Raw genomic sequence first — 18,009 nt, 5'->3', positions numbered from 1 at the left:
TATTGATAACCTATTATAGTAGAAATTTTACATGTCAAACAATAATTTTCTATTAAGTTACGCGTGCTTTCCAAATAAAACAAAAGGAAGAAATTTCAAAGAGCCAGAAGACAAAAATCGCAGCTGTTTTCAGCGTGATAGGGACCGCATTATTCACTCTAATGCGTTTAGGAAACTAGGATACAAAACACAAGTTTTTATCAATTATGAGCATGATTACTATCGTACTCGGCTAACTCATAGCCTTGAAGTTGCACAAATTGCAAGATCCATCGCACGCAGGCTCAGATTAGATGAGGACATCACCGAATGCATAGCGCTTGCACATGACCTTGGTCATCCTCCATTTGGTCACACAGGTGAGAATGCTCTAGTTCAAGTTGATAAGGAGAAGTATGAGTTTGATCATAATGTTCAAGCTATAAGGATTTTAACTTATCTTGAACAAAAACATGCTGACTTTAATGGCATGAATCTAAGTTGGGAAGTGATTGAAGGTGTTGCAAAGCATAACGGTCCCTTGCTTGGTCAAAACGCGGAGTCTTCTACAAATAATCAGCTGCTATTAAAATATAATGAAAAATATGATCTAAAACTTGAAGAATTTTCAAGCATTGAAGCACAAGTTGCTTCGATTGCTGATGACATCGCTTATAGTGTTCATGATCTTGATGATGCACTCAGGGCAAATTTAGTAATAACCGAAGATTTGCTCGATGTTCCTTTAATTGGCAAAATGTTCAAAGAAGTAAAAAGCGAACATTCAGAATTGGCTCAAAGCAAACTCATACATGAATCACTGAGTAGAACTATAGGAATTATGATAAATGATGTCGTTTTTCAGACTGAAAGAAATATTAAAGACTACAAAATAAAAAGCGTAGAAGATGTAAGGAGCTTAAATAATATGCTAGTCACATTTTCACCAGAAGTTGCAAATGCCACAAAAGAGATGAAAAAATTCAACATGGAAAAAATATACAGAAGTTATAAACTGACCAGAACAATGAACAAAGCAAAACGTATAGTACAGGAGCTTTTTCAATGCTTTTATGAAAACCCAGGGTTATTACCTATAGAGTGGAACAAACTTGCTTGTGAATCTCAGCGTTCAGTAATAATATGTGATTATATCTCAGGTATGACAGATAGATTTGCCATACACGAGCACAGAAGAATTTTTGATACCTCATACGAAATGACTTCTTTCTAATGACTGATGATTATTTCATGTCGATCGCATTAAAACTTGCAGAAAAAAGTCTTGGAAGTGTTGCACCAAATCCCGCTGTTGGATGTATCATTGTAAAAAACGGTATGGTGATCGGTGAAGGCTACACAGGAATCGGTGGACGTCCACATGCAGAAGTAGTTGCTTTGCAAAATGCTAAAGATTTAACTCATGGTGCAACTATGTACGTCACTCTTGAACCATGCTGCCACTTTGGAGTTACAGAACCTTGCACTGCAGAAATCATAAAATCAGGAATAAAAAGAGTAGTAATTGCAGCAATTGATCCAGATAGTAGAGTTTCAGGTGGAGGAATTAAAGCTCTGAAAGAAGCAGGAATTGAAGTTGAGCAAGGTATTATGCAAAAAGAGGCAGAAGTATTGAATGTCGGTTTTTTCACCACTAAAGAATTTCATAGACCATTCATAGCTTGCAAAATCGCAACAACTCTTGACGGAAAAATCGCAACATTTACAGGTGATAGCAAATGGATAACAAGTGAAGATACGAGAAATTGGGTACATGAGCTCAGAGCAAAATATGATGCAATTATGATTGGCAGTAGTACCCTTATCAATGACGATCCTCTCTTAACTTGCAGATTACCAGGACTCGAAGACAGGTCGCCAATAAGGCTAATTATCGATAGCCAAGGGAAATTGAAGGAAGAGCATAATATTGCAAAAACTGCAGACAAAATAACAACTTGGGTGATTACAAACAGAGAAATAGAGAAAAAAATAAAAAACATTAATTATTTGATAGTCAATTCAAATCACAAACCTCCTGTTATTCCAGATGTTACCCCAACACACTCTCCTGTCATTCCAATACCTTCTCCTGTCATCCCAGTGCCCAGACACTGGGATCCAGAAAACTTCAAGCAATTGCATAATGAAAACTGGTCACGCGCTGGAATGACATCGGAGCCTGACATTATCGATAAAGTCTGCCTAAAAGACATGGCATCAAAACTTGTTTCAGAAATTGGCATAACAAGGTTATTAGTTGAAGGTGGAGGAATATTAATTACAGAGCTATTAAAGCATAATTTGATTGATAGATTAATAATCTGTCGCAGTGGTAAAATTCTAGGCAATGATGCCACTCCTTTTATAGGAGATCTAGGGATTCAATCCATAAACAACTGCCATAAATTCAAAAAAGTAAAGATAATAGAGTTCAGTGAGGATGTAGTTGAGGTGTGGGATAGATCTTACGTACCTAAATGATAGAGAAAAGAAGTAGAGATAACTCTACCTCTTTTTTTCTCGATTTAAAACTGCTTACTTCTGAGCAATTTTTGATAGAGCTGCATTTACTGCAACCTCTCCTAATTTAGCTTGAACTTCATTCTTTAAAGCTTCAAGATCTTTATCACCTACCGCAACTGTTAATGACTTAGAATCAGGAGCCATAGCTAACTTTTCTTTCATTTCAGCAACAGTTGTTTTTTCAGCAACTTTAGTTATTTGCACCTTATATTCAGTAGCATTATTTTCGGGAGCTACGTGTGCAAGCTCAACAACTTTCCCATCTGCTAATAATATGTGAACTGGTTCATTATTTTTTGCTAGTTCTTTGTAATCAGCAATTGGAAGTGTCAGGAATAATTGCTGAACATTTTTATCGCCGTCTTTTCTAACTGTTTCTTCAACAATCGTACCACTCTTTACCATATCACCAAGAAGAACAAAGAAATCTATATCTTTACCATTCACTCCTATTTCTTCATTCTTATGCATTTGCTGATATGAAGCATAAGCTGCTGCGGCAAAATATACAGCGACAATAAACAGAACTGCAATTCCAGCAGGGCTAGCAATAAGTGCTAAAGACGCAGGTCCAGCAATTACTTTAGTAGCAATCAATAATGTTGTTATTGCTGCTGCTAAAGATGCAGTTGCAACTGTACTTTCAATACTCATTTTTGTTATGGGTGCTATATTTTTCAATTTCCATATAGTAGTCATAATTACTTCCTCCTTAATTAAGGTTAATAAAAAGTTAATTGTATATTAACAATGCACACTAGTCAAGCATTTTTATTAACAACTTAATATTTTATCTACTTTCTAAATTGTTACTAATTATGTAAGATTGATACATGGTAAATGGCTGGCTGAATCTTGATAAACCAACAGGAATGAGTTCTGCACAAGCTGTAACTCAAATTAAAAGGATTTTTGGAATAAAAAAAGCCGGACATTTGGGAACACTTGATCCTTTGGCTTCAGGTATATTACCGATCGCTCTTGGTGAAGCAACAAAAACTATACCGTATTTATCTTGTGACTTAAAGGCATACAATTTCACAATAAAATGGGGAAAACAAACAACTACGGATGATTTGGGTGGTGATATCATTAGAACTAGCGATATAAAACCCGAATATAACCAAATAAACTGTGCGATTAAGGATTTTATTGGTGAGATAACACAAACTCCTCCTCAATTTTCAGCAGTGAAAATCAAGGGAGCAAGAGCATATAAATTAGCAAGAAGTGGGCAAAAGGTAAATATAAAACCTCGACAAGTCAAAATACATGAACTAAAGATGATATTTTTGGACACCATAAATAATATTGCCGATTTTTCTATGATCTGCGGTAGCGGCGTATATGTAAGATCAATTGCAAGAGATCTTGGAATTGAATTAAATTGTTTTGGACATATTACACAATTAAGAAGAACGATGGTAGGTGATTTTAAGGAAGATGAATCAGTGACAATTGAGCAACTTACTAAAAAAAACACAACAACTTACTCTCCCCAGTGCTTGACACTGGATACAAATACTTACAAATCATGTAATGGACAAAAGATTCTAGGAGCATATGTCAAAAACAATGTTCGTGATGAAATAGGCTTGATCCCAGTGCTTGACACTGGGATGACATCGGAGGGTGGGATGACAGAAGATGATGGAGGTAATACAAAAGGCTTCATCATTCCCATTGAATCGGCTTTAAAATCGATGTTCAAAGTTGAAATTTCCTTAGAGGAAGCGGAGAAAATCAGAAAAGGTCAAGAAATTATATTAAATAACTTGCGTAATTTAAAGAATTATGATATTTTTTGTACGATAGTGGGTAATGTACCTATTGCAATTTGCAGTTTTACTCATGGTTATGTGAAGCCTATTCGTGTTTTTAATATTTTGAAATGAGGTTTAGATGTCAATAACATCCCAAAAGAAAAAAAGTTTGATTAGTACATATGCAATTAAAGAAGATGATACAGGTTCATCTTTTGTACAGTGTGCAATTTTAACCGAGAGGATCAGTAATTTAACTGAGCATTTTAAAGCGCATAAGCATGACCATAATTCTAAGCGCGGTTTACTTATATTGATAGGTAGAAGGCGCAAGCACTTAAATTATATAAAACGTAAATTTGGTAATGAAGCCTATCAAGAGTTAATAGAGAAGTTAGGCATTAGAAAATAATCGAGGAATTTTGTATGTTTGAAATTATAAAAAAATCTATAGATTGGGAGGGGCGTACCTTATCTTTAGAAACTGGGAAAATAGCACGTCAAGCTGATGGTTCAGTAGTTGTAAATTATGGAGATACTTCTATCTTAGTCACTGTTGTACGAAAAAAGAAGGAAGAAAGTGTTGATTTTCTCCCTTTAAATGTGCAGTTTATTGCAAAAAGTTATGCCATGGGTAAGATTCCTGGTGGTTTTTTTAAAAGAGAAGGAAAACCATCTGATAGAGAAACTTTAATTTCAAGAGTAATAGATAGAAGTATAAGGCCGTTATTTCCTGAAGGTTTTCATGATGAAATTAGTGTAGTATGTAATCTGTTAACTTACGATACGGTCAATTCTCCTGAAGTACCAGCATTGATAGGTACCGTCGCAGCTCTTGCAATTTCTGGTGTTCCTTTCCACTTTACTATAGCTGGAGTCATGGTCGGTTGTGATGAAAATAACAATTATATACTCAATCCTTCCGTTCAAGAGATGAAAGCGAGCAACTTGGATCTGTTTTTGTCTGGTGATGAAAATTCGATCTTAATGGTCGAATCGGAAGTCAAAGAGCTCTCTGAAGAAAATGTTTTAAACGCAATAAAATTTGGTCATGAACACCTTCAACCTGTTATTAAGCTCATAAAAGAATTTGCTGATACAGTTGGCAATAAACCTGAAAGCTTTGCTCCTGTTGATATATCAGATATAACTCAAGAACTTGAAAAATATCGAAAAGACTTTGAAGAAGCATATTCAAAAACAGTAAAACAAGAGCGAGTCCAAGCTCTAGAAGTAGTCAGGAATAATATATTGAATACTCTTAAAGAGGCTGGAAAAGACGAAAAGTTAATTACTTATGCAGTAAAAAGCTTTGAAAGATCTTTAGTGCGTGAAATGATTAGAAGGAAAAGTGTGAGAATAGACAGCCGTAAGTATGATGAAATACGCCAGATAGAAATTGAGGCTGACATTCTACCCAAGACTCACGGTTCTGCGCTATTTACAAGGGGTAGCACTCAGGCACTAGTTGTTACTGCTCTTGGTACTACACAAGATGAGCAAATTGTGGATGACATTGAAGGGGATAGACGTGAACATTTTATGTTGCATTATAATTTTCCTCCATTTGCTGTTGGAGAGGCTTCTGCTATACGCGCACCAGGAAGGAGAGAAATTGGTCATGGTAAACTTGCTTGGAAAGCAATTCATCCTGTTTTACCTGATAAATCTGAATTTCCTTATACAATAAGGGTAGTATCTGAGATTATGGAATCTGATGGTTCTTCTTCTATGGCAACAGTTTGTGGAACTTCCATTGCATTAATGGATACAGGTGTGCCAATAAAGGCTCCCGTTGCAGGAATTGCTATGGGTCTCATCAAAGACAAAAATGAGCATATAATACTTTCTGATATACTGGGCGATGAAGACTATCTTGGTGATATGGACTTCAAAGTAGCAGGAACTAGCGAAGGGATTACAGCACTGCAGATGGATATGAAAATTCCTGGTATAAGCTTTGAAATTGTTGAAAAATCTTTAGAACAAGCAAAAGTCGGAAGATTACATATCTTAGAAAAAATGAATGCAGTAATTTCAGAACATCGTAAGGATATAAAAGATCATGTACCAAGAGTGTTATCGTTTTATATAGATAAAGATAAAATTTCTGCAGCTATTGGTACTAAAGGAAAAAATATACGCAGTGTATGTGAAAGAAGTAATGCAAAAATTGAAATAGGGGATGACGGTAAAGTTTCTGTTTTTGCCATTAGTAGTACTGAAGCTGAAGCTGCAAAGAATATGATGATTGATTCAATAACAGAGCTAGAACAAGGTTCTATAATTGATGCTAAAGTTGTAAAGATAGAGAAGTCTATTGTAGAGCTAGAACTTCTTAATGGAAGAAAAGGAAAAATGCATATAAGCGAGGTAGCTAATCAACATGTAGAGTCCATTGAGGATATACTTAAACAGGGTGATACCTTCAAAGCTTTGATAATTGACTTTGAAAAAGGTGGATGTCCAAAATTATCAAGACGTCGTGTTGATCAAGAAACAGGTGAATTTTTTGAAGGTAAGCTTTACAATGAAGAAAGGAGAGATGGTTTAAATAATAGGGATAATTATTATAACAACTCGTTTAATAAAAAACCTGAAGATAATTATCATAGTAATAGACCTACTCGTCCTCGTTCTGGTTTTAGTAATAGAAGCAGACCAAAATTTGGTAATAATGACTCGTCATCAGGTTTCTATTGAGGTTGAACTTACTTTCTATTATCTCAGTGTCGAAACACTGGGATAATAGGAATTTTTAAAACTGACAAGATAACAAAAATGGTTTGTGTTATCTGTAGGGTTATAACGAAAGATTTTTAAGATCGTTTACAGCCTTTTTCATGTCTTCAGCTTTAAATATTGCTGATCCAGCAACTAATATATTTGCACCTGCTTTTATTATATCAGCTGCGTTAGAAAAGTTAACTCCACCATCTACTGAAACTTGTGTTTTAAGATTACGGTCCTGTATCATTTTCCTCACAGTAGATATCTTACTCAACTGCGAATGAATAAACTCCTGTCCTCCAAATCCAGGATTGACTGTCATAATTAGCACAATATCTAGCTCATCTATTATATACTCAAGCACGCTTGGAGAAGTTGAAGGAACAATTGAAGCTCCAACTTGTATTATTTTTTTTGTATTGTTTTTATATGATTTTATCTTTCTTACTAGCCTCTCAAGATGTATCTCTGCTTCTGCATGTATAGTGATAATATCAGCACCAGCATTTATAAAACTTTCAATATGGTCACCAGGAGATTTAATCATTAAGTGCACATCAAAAGGAAGGTTGCTATATTTACGTATCGCATAGATAACATTCGGACCTATTGTAATATTTGGAACAAAATTTCCATCCATAACGTCTATGTGTATATAATCTACATTCAAGTCGCTAATTCTTTTTACTTCCTCCCCTAATTTTGCAAAGTCTGCTGAAAGTATAGAAGGTGCAATTTTAATACCCATAGACTACTTTTTACCAAAAATAAAAAAAGTAACTTATTTTTTAAACTCTGTCATCCCAATACTATATTAATCTCATTTAGAAATTTTTGTATACTTCCAGATGCATGTGCCTTTATTTTTCTCTGCCCATGCATCTGGTCATTGTAATACTCATTAGACTTCTTTCTTCGCCTTTTCTAAATATTCCAACACAGTTTCATGTAGCGCAGTCCAAGACATTTGCCTTTCCATATTCGGTATAAATTTTTGTTTCCAAGTGTCCTTAAATTCTTGAAACCATTGCTTTTCAAAATTTTGGAAATCAGATAAAATTTTCGACCTAAACTCATTAATCAAATTCGAGACTTCTATAGCCTTTTCAGGGCTTATAGACTTAAAAGATAATATTTCATTCTTTAAAATATCTAGCTTTTCAAATGAATTAAGTCTAAATGGAATATAAAGTGAAGATCTTATATTGTATCTTAGATAAGAGTCATAATATAGCTTAATCTTGTACATGAGCATAGCAAATGCATCAGAAGAAATATTATTTTCATATTCTGCAAGAGAAGATAATAAATGCTTATAATCCTCTTCATTCAAAAATGGTGGCTTTAAGCTTAATTGAGTTTTATCACTTAAAGATAAGAATTCACTAAAAATAAGATTTCTATACTTAACTAAAAATTCAGGCAAAATATCTTCTTGTTCTAATTTTAGAGGCAAGTCTTTTCTAATCTCTTTCGGCAAGTGGTGCATTGAAAACTGATTGATAACCCACGCAAAATTTTCATCAAACTCATTTGAGTAATTAGCATTATTGTCAGGAAAAATCATATTACCTTCCCTATCATTCCAAGGCAGTATTTTATAAAAAAAACCGTTTAACCTTTTTTTTAATTTCAAAATATTTTCACTCTTATCACCTACCTTATACAAAACCTCATTTACTTTTTGTTCTGCGTCTTGAGGACTGATTCTATCACCTATATGCAATCCAATACCACTTTTCTCTAATAACTCCCAATCAAATAACTTATGTGGATCAGGCTTACGCATTGCGTAACCTTCAATTGCTGAGTTGTACACTATAGTGCCTATCTCAGCGTGACTAAATATCATATCTTTTCTAATCTTAAAGCGCTTCATGAGGTACAAAATCAGATCTTTGACAGATTTCATTTGCTCTTCTGGAAAAGGCTCAAGCCCTGTGTTTACAATCTCTATACCTATAGAATAATCATTCAGTTTTCGTAGCTCTTCAACCACATTATCTACTTGAACTTTCGCATAACTTATACCAGCATGCCATGCTCGTTTTTCAAGTGGAACCATCAGAGTAATGCTACCATCTCTATCAACAATAAGCTGTACTGATATCCCTGAAGAATTTAATGCGTATTTTGTACTTTTTAATGTTGGTGATTCGGTATGGTGCACCACCACCATCAACACTTTTTTGCCTTCTCTATCATCATAATTTAAACTCGGTGCAGGATCTAAAAATATTGGATTTTTTAATGATGTTTTCAAATCTTGAAAATCGTTCTCAATATCACTTAAACAAGATTGTTGTCCATATAAAAGAGGCGCTACAAGCAGCAACAGAAATAAAACAGACAAACATTTTTTTACTATAAGTTTCATGTAGCTCTACAAATTGCCCTTAATATAACTAAATTAGCATAACACACATAAAATGTTTACTTTTTTTCAGCCAATCAAGACTTGCTACAGCTACAATTAATACTCTTATCATTACATTTTGGTGTTAAGTCAGGATAGAATGTGAGTATAGCGTCTTTCTTTCTCACAAACACTGATTGATAATTGTCATCTTCCATTTTATACAGACACATTCCATCTTTTCCCAGCTCCTTAAACGCCTTAGTTGCAGAAACTAAAATATCATCAGCATGAAGGTTATACGCGTACCCACTTGGGCACTTAACTTTCACTTCTCCATCCTTACCTAGATATTTCATTCCAAATGTGTAAACAGGTGGCTTAATATCTAATTTATTGCACAGAGATTCATTATCCCAAATCGCACCCGCCCACTTATTTTCTTGAGCCTCAACATATCTACCTACAAAATGCATACCACCTAGCCCCAATCTATCTGGTTCACCACAAAAAATATGCCCAAACCCTATAGTTTCTTTTTCAGTTCCGCTATTTGTAAACCAAATCTTAGTCAATTCATCTTTAAACAACCCCAAGTCTGCACTAGGTGTAATCACCTGATGATCAAGCTTATCGTATATCCTTTTCACCACTTCTTGATGCTGCGGACAATCAAGCAAAATTCTGAAATCTTCTTCATCAGGCTGTGTTCCCCAATCTCCACAAACCCTTAACACTCCTCTATCAAAATCAGTCAACTCTGGAAGTGGTGGAATATAGTCTGGATCTGAAGAATCTGTTTTGAAAAACGGCTCAAAGCCAATTTGTGAATTTGCATCATTGAGATAATGCTCCTTAATGTAAAAAACAAATCCTATTACTGGTATTATTAAGCACAAGATTAACTTAGCTATTTTCGACATAATCATATTCATAAAGAAGCTAGGGTATAAGCAACAACTTAAAAAAGTTTTAATCTAATGTTGATCGCAGTCCTGGCATCTCATCACCACTTAGCCAACTTAAAAACGCTCCCCCACCAGTTGAAATATATGTAAAATCTTTATCGGCAAGACCTGCAGTATTTATTGCAGATAGACTATCTCCTCCTCCTATTACACTGGTTAATTTTCCTTCGTGTGTCAAATCACTTACTACTCTCATCACCTCTACTGTACCATTTGCAAAAGCTGAATGTTCAAAAACACCAATAGGTCCGTTCCACAGCAGAGTTTTACTGCTTGCTATTATACCGCTTATTGTGCTTAAAGTTTGAGGTCCGATATCTAAAATTATATCACCGTCCAAAATGGATTCAATTTTTCTTAAAACGCCAGTGCTATAATCAGAATTTACTGCAACCAAAACGTCTTCTGGCACAACTATTTTGCAATTGTTTTTATTTGCCGTCTCAACAATATCGTGCAGAAGATCATCAACGCCATTTTGAAAAAAAGACTTGCCTATATTAACTTTATTAAATAACAAAAAATTATTAGCAATTGCGCCGCCCAGAATAAGGTAATCAACCTTTTCTGCTAGCTTTATAAGCATTTTTATTTTAGTTGATATTTTAGCTCCACCAACTATCGCAGTAATAGGTTTAGCGTCAAACGATATAGCTTGCTCAAGATACTTTAGCTCATCTTGCAAGCAAAATCCTGCATAAGAAGGTAAAAATTCCGTAATGCGTGAAATAGAAGCGTGAGCTCTGTGAGAGCAAGAAAACGCATCATTTATATATATATCTGCTAGAGATGCTAATTGTTTAGCAAAATTTGAATCATTCTGCTCTTCTTCTTTATAAAACCTCAGATTCTCTAGTAATATTATATCTCCTCCATCCATCGCATTTATTGCTCTTTGTACTCTCTCACCAATACAATCATCAATAAATTTCACTTCTTTGCTTAGCAGCCGCGATAAAGTTTCAACTACGTTTTTTAGCGATAAGTTACTGTCTTTGGCTTTTGGACGCCCAAAATGTGAGATAACAATAACTTTTGCACCCGCATTTGCCAAATACTGAATGGTAGGTAGCGCTCTCAAAATACGAGTGGCATCACAAATTCTTCCATTTTTTATAGGAACATTGAAGTCAACCCTGAGCAGAACATTTTTATTGTGAAAATCACAACTCTCTATGCTAGGTACATTTATCATAAAATTAAAGAGCTATAAAATCACTATACAATAGTTTAATCCAAAGTAAAGGAAGGAAATTCCAATGCTAAATAAATTAATAAATAGGAAAATTACTACAAATACTTTCAACTTTATTTTTCACTGCTTTTTCAACATCAGGGCTATTTCCATCAATTAATCCCTGAATTATTTCATTTATCAGATCAGCTATCTCTTTAAAATCTTTTTTCTCAAGTCCGCGTGTTGTCTCAGCAGCGGTACCAAAACGGAGCCCTGAAGTAATCGTTGGCTTTTCCGTGTCAAATGGCACAGAGTTTTTATTGCAGGTAATGCCAGCTCTCTCAAGGCTATTTACAACGTCTTTTCCCTTCAACTTCTGTGATCTTAAATCAACTAGCACTATATGAGAGTCAGTGCCACCGGTTATAATGTTCAGCCCATGCCCTTGCAGCGCTTGAGCTAACACTTTCGCATTTTCCACAACTTTTTTACTATAAGTTTTAAACTCTGGCGCTAATGCTTCCTTAAATGCAACAGCTTTTGCAGCTATCACATGCATAAGGGGCCCACCTTGCAACCCTGGAAAAACCGCAGACCGAATTTTTTTATGTAATGCTTCATCATTTGTCATTACCACTCCGCCACGAGGACCACGTAGAGTTTTGTGAGTTGTAGAAGTCATAACATGCGCATATTCAGCAGGTGATGGGTAACAACCTGCAGCAATAAGCCCTGAATAGTGCGCAATATCTGCAAGCAAATATGCACCAACTTTATTCGCAATTTCACGAAAGCGCTCGAAATCTATTTCTCTTGGATAAGCGGAAGCACCAGCAATGATTAGCTTCGGTTTATGCTCTAGCGCTAGCCTTTCCACCTCATCCATATCAAGCAGGTAAGTGTCTCTATTAACTGTATACTGGATCGACTTAAACCACTTACCAGAAAGGTTTGGTGCTGCACCATGAGTTAAATGTCCACCACAATTCAGTGACAATCCAAGTATTGTATCACCCGGAGTAAGTAGTGAAGCAAACACTGCTTGATTTGCCTGAGAACCAGAGTGAGGTTGAACATTTGCAAATTTAACATTAAACAGCTTACAAAGCCTTTCTATAGCCAGATTTTCAACTTCATCTACATACTCACAGCCACAGTAATATCTTTTACCAGGATAACCTTCTGCATATTTATTAGTCAGAAAAGAACCCTGTGCTTCCATCACTGCTTTACTTGCAAAATTCTCCGATGCAATCAATTGCAACTGCGATCTTTGACGCTGCAGTTCCTTCTCTATAGAGAGATAAACTTCATTATCACAAGACTTTAAATTATTTTCAGAGTTACAAATCCTTTCTGAAGCAATTGTCATAAGACCTTTTCCTTAACCACATAAATCCAAAAACAGCCAAAAGCAGACATACAGGAATAATTGATATTGCTTTTACCAGCAAATCAGTACCATACAAAGGATTTCCTTGTATTACCGTTCCATTCCAACATAAGTCTATTATTTTTGCAATTCCAGTATGAAAAAAATAGCCAAAAACCATAACTATCATGTTTGATACAGCTGTGGCTAAGCCTACCAAGTTATTGTTTACATAACTTATTGCCTTGTAAATAGTAATTACCTGATACCCAGATGCAAAGCCGATAACAAGAAGTGTAGGTAATGCAATATATAAACCGCCAACTTGTGTAAAAAGCAAGAGGAAGCTAGCGATCATTGCAAAAGAACACGCAATAATCACCTCGTAATGTTTGTCTGGATACTTCTCCAGTAAATAAGCGAGAAAGAATGATCCAGCTCCCATACCTATAAACATGAGAGAGGAAAGTGAAGATGCCAAATCTCCGTTCATTTGATATGCTTCACATAAGAACGCTTTCGCCCAACCATCAGCAAAACCTTCTAGTGGTCCAACCATTAAGCCACCAAAAAAGCTAATCAGAATGATATGTTTGTTGAAAAGTACAGTTTTTAAATCTTGAAATATGTTATCATTTCTACTCTCTTCTATGTTAGAGTTTGGCGTTATTAAAAGCAACAGCAGAGCAAGTAAACAACCAAATGCTGAGAAAGTGTATATAACATAATTCCAACCAAATTTATTGAGCAAGAAGTCTAGAGGTAATCCACCATAAATAGCTCCTAATAACCCTATTATTATAGATAAGCTAGCCATCCTTGCTGATTTTTCTTGTGAAAAATACATGCTTGCAACTTTGAAAAGTCCAATTGCTGAAGCAGACGATCCAATTCCGACAATCATTCTACCAAGTATTGAGTAATACCACTGATCAAAGCATATTAGCGGCAATGTTCCAGCAAATGTTAAGACAATACACGCAGGTAAAACAAACTTTGGCCCAAATCTATCAAGGGCAAGACCAACAGGTATGTGAGCAAGCGTATAGCCTATATAATATAGCCCACCAAATTGACCAACATCTGTAATACTTATGTTAAATTTTGTTATTAATTCAGGCGCGATTATATTTGGAATTACACGCAATATATACTGGTATGCATAAAATAGTGATGCTAGCAACCATATGAAAAAATTTCTCTGCAATGCTAATATTACCTAAAAAACGGAATTATAGGTATTTTATCAGCAAGGAGCAACACTTTTGTAAATAGCTACTCTAATCCGAGTATCTTTCTTAAAAGAGACCTTTTAGCATATCTATAACTGGTTCATGGATAAGGTATATGAAAAAAATTATACCACAGATGATAAGGATTTTTATAATTTTACCCTTGTTCATCTTAAGCTTTATTTTTTTTACTATAAGTTTTAGTTTTGTTACAAAATTCATTTTACTTACGCTTTTATTTCGTGATAACAATTATATTTTAAATAATATAATTTTTAGTAAAACTTGGCTTTAGAGACGTCTAAGTTAACTTAATATTAACCTTTTCGCGTGTAAAATATAACATAAAAGCAAGGTGAGTGAATGAACATAGATACAATAGACAATACGCTACAAAACTACATAACAAAATACATTGAACAAACATTTGCCTCACACACAGGCAATAGATACGACAAGTTATACAGGGAACTTTTAAGTAGCACAGAAGAAATAATAAAACTTACTGTAAATGAAGCAAAACAATATGATAAAATCATAGAAGAACTACATAACAATTCAATATTTCACGATAAGAAATTTATTCAAGCTGTTGCTAAACACCAGATATTAGAATTTCTGAATACTCATCCAAAGAAGAAAGAAATCGTTGCAGAATTTAAAAATGAACATCATATCAACGAAAGCGATTTAAAAATTTTAAAGGAAGGAAAAGATTTAATGAATAAAATAAACGATATTAACTTAATTCAACAAAATGAGAAAAATGAAACATTGAACATCAGAAAGGTACTTGCTAAATCAATAGGAATGCCCTCTTCAAGAACCGAAAAATCCAAGGCAACTTTAGTAGAAAGTCCTGAGATGGTAAAATAGACGTACTTAACTTTTCCTAATTGGAAAATACTTTTAATCCTATAATACCCAGCACTACCAAAGCAAGGGAAAATAAACGCCCAAAATTTACTGGGTCATTAAAAAACATTATTCCTATTATCGCTGCACCTATAGAACCTATACCAGTCCAAACTGCATAAGATGTACCAAGGGGGATAGACTTCATTGCTAACGATAGCCAGTAAAGACTTACAGAACCGCTAACTAAAATAATTACTACAGGTATAACACGAGTAAAGCCATTGCTATATTTCAGTGCTGTGGTCCATATTATTTCAACCAAACCAGCTAATAGCAAATATACCCACGCCATAAATCAACTCTATCTTACTGAAATATTATACATAAGAATATTAAAAAGTTAACTTAGCATTTCACATGCTTTAATAATACTATTACATCCAATTTCTAATTGTTCCTGAGAGGTTGCATAAGAAATTCTGATAAAATTTTTCAGACCAAACGCAATTCCTGGAACAACAGCAACTAAATGGTCTTCCAACAAATATTCAGCAAAATCAAGATCACTATTTATTACTTTACCACTTTTCGTGCTCTTACCCAATAAACCTTCACATGCGACAAACAAATAGAATGCACCTTGTGGAATAGATGCTGACAATCCTGAAGCAGAATTTAGCTTTTTTACTACAAAATCTCTACGATCCTTAAAGATTTTTGTTCTTTCTTTCAAAAAACTATGATCACCGTTTAACGCTTCAACTGCTGCTGCTTGTGCTATCGAGTTTGGGTTAGAAGTACTTTGAGACTGCAGTGTAGAAATAGCTTTTATCACATCACTCCTGCCTGCAATATAGCCTATTCTCCAGCCCGTCATTGCATAGGCTTTTGATACTCCATTGACCACAAAAACTCTATCATAAAGTTTTGGCTCAACCTGAGCAATGGTAAAAAACTTTTCGTCGTATACTATGTGCTCATAAATATCATCTGTAACAACATTCACATGTGGATGTTTAAGCAATACTTGCGCTATGCTTTTCAATTCATCATATGTATAGACAATTCCTGCTGGATTATTTGGTGAGTTGAGAATTAACCACTTAGTTTTCTCAGTTATATTGCTTTCCAGTAACTCCGGTATCAGCTTAAAGTTTTGTTTGCACTCTACAACAACTGGCAGTCCGCCAAAAAGACTTACCATATCAACATATGAAACCCAATAAGGAGCTGGTATTATAGCTTCATCCCCAGGGTTAATTGTTGCCATGAACAAATTGAATAACACCTGCTTAGCACCAGCACCAACACAGATTTGGCTAAGTGTGTATTCTAGAATGTTATCCCTTTTTAACTTATTGATTATCGCCTCTTTAAGCTCACGCGTTCCATCAACAGCAGTATATTTAGTTTTGCCTTCATTTATCGATTGAATAGCTGCCTTTTTTATATGATCTGGAGTGTCAAAATCCGGCTCTCCCGCAGCTAAAACGCAAATTTTCTTTCCTTCGCTTTTTAATCTGTTTGCCTTATCGGTCACAGCGATTGTAGGCGATGGTTTTATCAGAGACATCCTCTTTGCAAGGTCTGACATAATCTCACTAAAGTTAAATAAAAATGATAAACTCTACACAACAAAAAAGCTAGAAGTTTTATTATTTTACATAAAGGTTGGTATTTTTGTACTCTTAAATATATTAACTATAGATATTAAAAAGCTTAATAAATTTAAAAAGGCAAATAAATCCCCGTATAGCGAGTTTTGACCCTATAATAATGTAAATTGGCATTGTAATAATGTGCTAACGCTTAAAATAAGCGCGATTTGGCTGAATGTAGAAAAAATAAAAAAGACATGCAGCCGCTATAATTTTTTGTAACCTGCCAATAGATATCTGAGTTTTTTTACTGAATTTTGTCGTTGAGCCCAAAAACAAGGATAAATACTCTTATTGCCATAATAAGGAAAGTGTAAAGATTTGTCAAGTAAGGTTTTCATTCCACCCTCATAAAGGCTTTTCATACAAGAGTTTTAGTAGTTTCTTACTAGGTCCACTAATGCAGCAATATTTTCAACCGGAGTATCAGGAAGCACTCCATGTCCAAGATTAAATATAAAAGGTAACCCTCTAAAACAATCTATTATACGCTTTGCTTCTTCAATTGCTTCTGCCTTATTGTAGGCCAAAAGACTAGGATTAAGGTTCCCTTGCAGAGGAATTTTTAGATTTGCTTTCGCCCATTCTATTGGAACATTATAATCTATACTTACTGCAGATACACCTGTTTTCTCATAGTAATCCTTATAAAGATTTCCAGCAGAGCGTGGAAAACCTATTATAGGAAAATCAGGAAACTTATTCTTTATTGCTGAAACAATTTCCTTTGTTGGCTTGATTACATACCTTTCAAACAGTTCTCCCTGCAATATACCAGCATTGCTGTCGAATAACTGAATAACATCTGCTCCAAACTCTATCTGTTTGATTAGATAAATAATTGTCGCTTCTGTTATTTTTTTAATTACTTCTTCTAGTTCTAGGGAACAGAAATGTAATACTTTAGAAAAAGTTTTACTACTACCACCCTCTATGATGTAGGAAGCTACCGTCCACGGCCCTCCAGCAAAGCCTATAAGGGACTTTTCCTCTGATAATTGGCTTCTTACTTTCCTGATGGCATTTAAGATTGGAAAGGTTTTAGTTTCAAATTCTTGTGAATTTTTTAACTCCTCAGAGCTTTTCACAGGTTTTATTATTGGACCCACACCGCGAACAAAATTCACATCACAACCTAAAACGTCAGCTATTATTAAAATGTCTGAAAAAATTATGGCTGCGTCCATATCAAATCTTTTTATTGGCTGTAGCGTCAGCTCTACCACTAAATCTATGCTATAGCATATCTCCATGAAATTACTCGTTTTTTCTACGGCTTTGCGATACTCAGGAAGAGATCTACCAGCCTGGCGCATTAACCAAATAGGTACTTTTTCATTTGGCTTATTCTGCTTAATAATTCTTACTATCGCTGGTTTGTTGCTTTCCA

The 18,009-nt window shown here is 34.8% G+C and carries 15 protein-coding genes and 1 pseudogene; 6 read left to right on the top strand and 10 right to left on the bottom strand.

What is annotated here, in order from left to right; genetic code table 11:
- The first annotated feature begins 31 nt into the window (after positions 1-31).
- Positions 32-1,213, top strand: coding sequence for a deoxyguanosinetriphosphate triphosphohydrolase (locus AAGE00_RS00080; protein ID WP_213863836.1), 1,182 nt, complete (start codon positions 32-34; stop codon positions 1,211-1,213).
- Positions 1,213-2,463, top strand: coding sequence for a bifunctional diaminohydroxyphosphoribosylaminopyrimidine deaminase/5-amino-6-(5-phosphoribosylamino)uracil reductase RibD (ribD, locus tag AAGE00_RS00075; RefSeq protein ID WP_149168718.1), 1,251 nt, complete (start codon positions 1,213-1,215; stop codon positions 2,461-2,463). Before AAGE00_RS00080 ends, ribD begins: the two co-directional genes overlap by 1 nt.
- 54 nt (positions 2,464-2,517) lie before the next feature.
- On the opposite strand, the gene AAGE00_RS00070 is transcribed toward ribD, so the two are convergent.
- Positions 2,518-3,204, bottom strand: a complete 687-nt coding sequence (locus tag AAGE00_RS00070) for a hypothetical protein (RefSeq protein WP_213863837.1) — start codon at positions 3,202-3,204, stop codon at positions 2,518-2,520.
- A gap of 134 nt (positions 3,205-3,338) precedes the next feature.
- On the opposite strand from AAGE00_RS00070, the gene truB reads away from it, so the two are divergent.
- The 3 genes from truB to pnp are packed head-to-tail and all read left to right on the top strand — an operon-like array spanning position 3,339 to position 6,971.
- A complete protein-coding gene (truB, locus tag AAGE00_RS00065; RefSeq protein WP_007302236.1) occupies positions 3,339-4,400 on the top strand; it encodes a tRNA pseudouridine(55) synthase TruB in 1,062 nt (353 codons plus the stop codon).
- A 7-nt stretch (positions 4,401-4,407) separates the two neighbouring features.
- Positions 4,408-4,680, top strand: a complete 273-nt coding sequence (gene rpsO / locus AAGE00_RS00060; RefSeq protein ID WP_007302237.1) for a 30S ribosomal protein S15 — start codon at positions 4,408-4,410, stop codon at positions 4,678-4,680.
- A gap of 14 nt (positions 4,681-4,694) precedes the next feature.
- Positions 4,695-6,971, top strand: a complete 2,277-nt coding sequence (gene pnp, locus AAGE00_RS00055; RefSeq protein ID WP_012481924.1) for a polyribonucleotide nucleotidyltransferase — start codon at positions 4,695-4,697, stop codon at positions 6,969-6,971.
- 100 nt (positions 6,972-7,071) lie between these two features.
- Here pnp and rpe read toward each other — a convergent pair whose 3' ends face one another.
- From rpe to AAGE00_RS00025, 6 genes are all read right to left on the bottom strand, one after another.
- Positions 7,072-7,746 carry a ribulose-phosphate 3-epimerase gene (gene rpe, locus AAGE00_RS00050; RefSeq protein WP_007302239.1) on the bottom strand — a complete coding sequence of 225 codons (675 nt, stop codon included), beginning with the start codon at positions 7,744-7,746 and terminating at the stop codon, positions 7,072-7,074.
- Between the two features lie 153 nt (positions 7,747-7,899).
- Positions 7,900-9,375 carry an N-acetylmuramoyl-L-alanine amidase gene (locus AAGE00_RS00045; protein WP_007302240.1) on the bottom strand — a complete coding sequence of 492 codons (1,476 nt, stop codon included), beginning with the start codon at positions 9,373-9,375 and terminating at the stop codon, positions 7,900-7,902.
- Positions 9,376-9,449: 74 nt separating this feature from the next.
- On the bottom strand, positions 9,450-10,277 hold the full coding sequence (locus AAGE00_RS00040) for an EndoU domain-containing protein (RefSeq protein WP_012481925.1): 828 nt from the start codon (positions 10,275-10,277) through the stop codon (positions 9,450-9,452).
- 49 nt (positions 10,278-10,326) lie between these two features.
- Positions 10,327-11,514 carry a phosphoglycerate kinase gene (locus tag AAGE00_RS00035; protein ID WP_179943647.1) on the bottom strand — a complete coding sequence of 396 codons (1,188 nt, stop codon included), beginning with the start codon at positions 11,512-11,514 and terminating at the stop codon, positions 10,327-10,329.
- 79 nt (positions 11,515-11,593) lie between these two features.
- Entirely contained in the window at positions 11,594-12,871 is a 1,278-nt protein-coding gene (gene glyA, locus AAGE00_RS00030) for a serine hydroxymethyltransferase (RefSeq protein WP_213863839.1), read from the bottom strand.
- Positions 12,843-14,078 (bottom strand): MFS transporter, encoded by a 1,236-nt coding sequence (locus AAGE00_RS00025; protein WP_213863840.1) that lies wholly within the window; start codon positions 14,076-14,078, stop codon positions 12,843-12,845. Before AAGE00_RS00025 ends, glyA begins: the two co-directional genes overlap by 29 nt.
- A gap of 388 nt (positions 14,079-14,466) precedes the next feature.
- Between AAGE00_RS00025 and AAGE00_RS00020 the strand changes: the two genes are divergently transcribed.
- Positions 14,467-14,979, top strand: coding sequence for a hypothetical protein (locus tag AAGE00_RS00020; protein ID WP_213863841.1), 513 nt, complete (start codon positions 14,467-14,469; stop codon positions 14,977-14,979).
- 16 nt (positions 14,980-14,995) lie between these two features.
- On the opposite strand, the gene AAGE00_RS00015 is transcribed toward AAGE00_RS00020, so the two are convergent.
- The 3 genes and pseudogenes from AAGE00_RS00015 to hemE form a co-directional block, all read right to left on the bottom strand.
- Positions 14,996-15,313 carry a DMT family transporter gene (locus AAGE00_RS00015; protein ID WP_010403511.1) on the bottom strand — a complete coding sequence of 106 codons (318 nt, stop codon included), beginning with the start codon at positions 15,311-15,313 and terminating at the stop codon, positions 14,996-14,998.
- Between the two features lie 48 nt (positions 15,314-15,361).
- Positions 15,362-16,555, bottom strand: coding sequence for a pyridoxal phosphate-dependent aminotransferase (locus AAGE00_RS00010; protein ID WP_017531947.1), 1,194 nt, complete (start codon positions 16,553-16,555; stop codon positions 15,362-15,364).
- A 493-nt stretch (positions 16,556-17,048) separates the two neighbouring features.
- Positions 17,049-17,942, bottom strand: a pseudogene (gene hemE, locus AAGE00_RS00005) (uroporphyrinogen decarboxylase); the annotation flags it as partial.
- Between the last annotated feature and the right edge of the window lie 67 nt (positions 17,943-18,009).

Source organism: Wolbachia endosymbiont (group B) of Aricia artaxerxes (assembly GCF_964026975.1).
Classification (GTDB): Bacteria; Pseudomonadota; Alphaproteobacteria; order Rickettsiales; family Anaplasmataceae; genus Wolbachia.
Note: the sequence above shows the minus strand (reverse complement) of the source record. Positions and strands in the feature narration are given on the sequence as shown.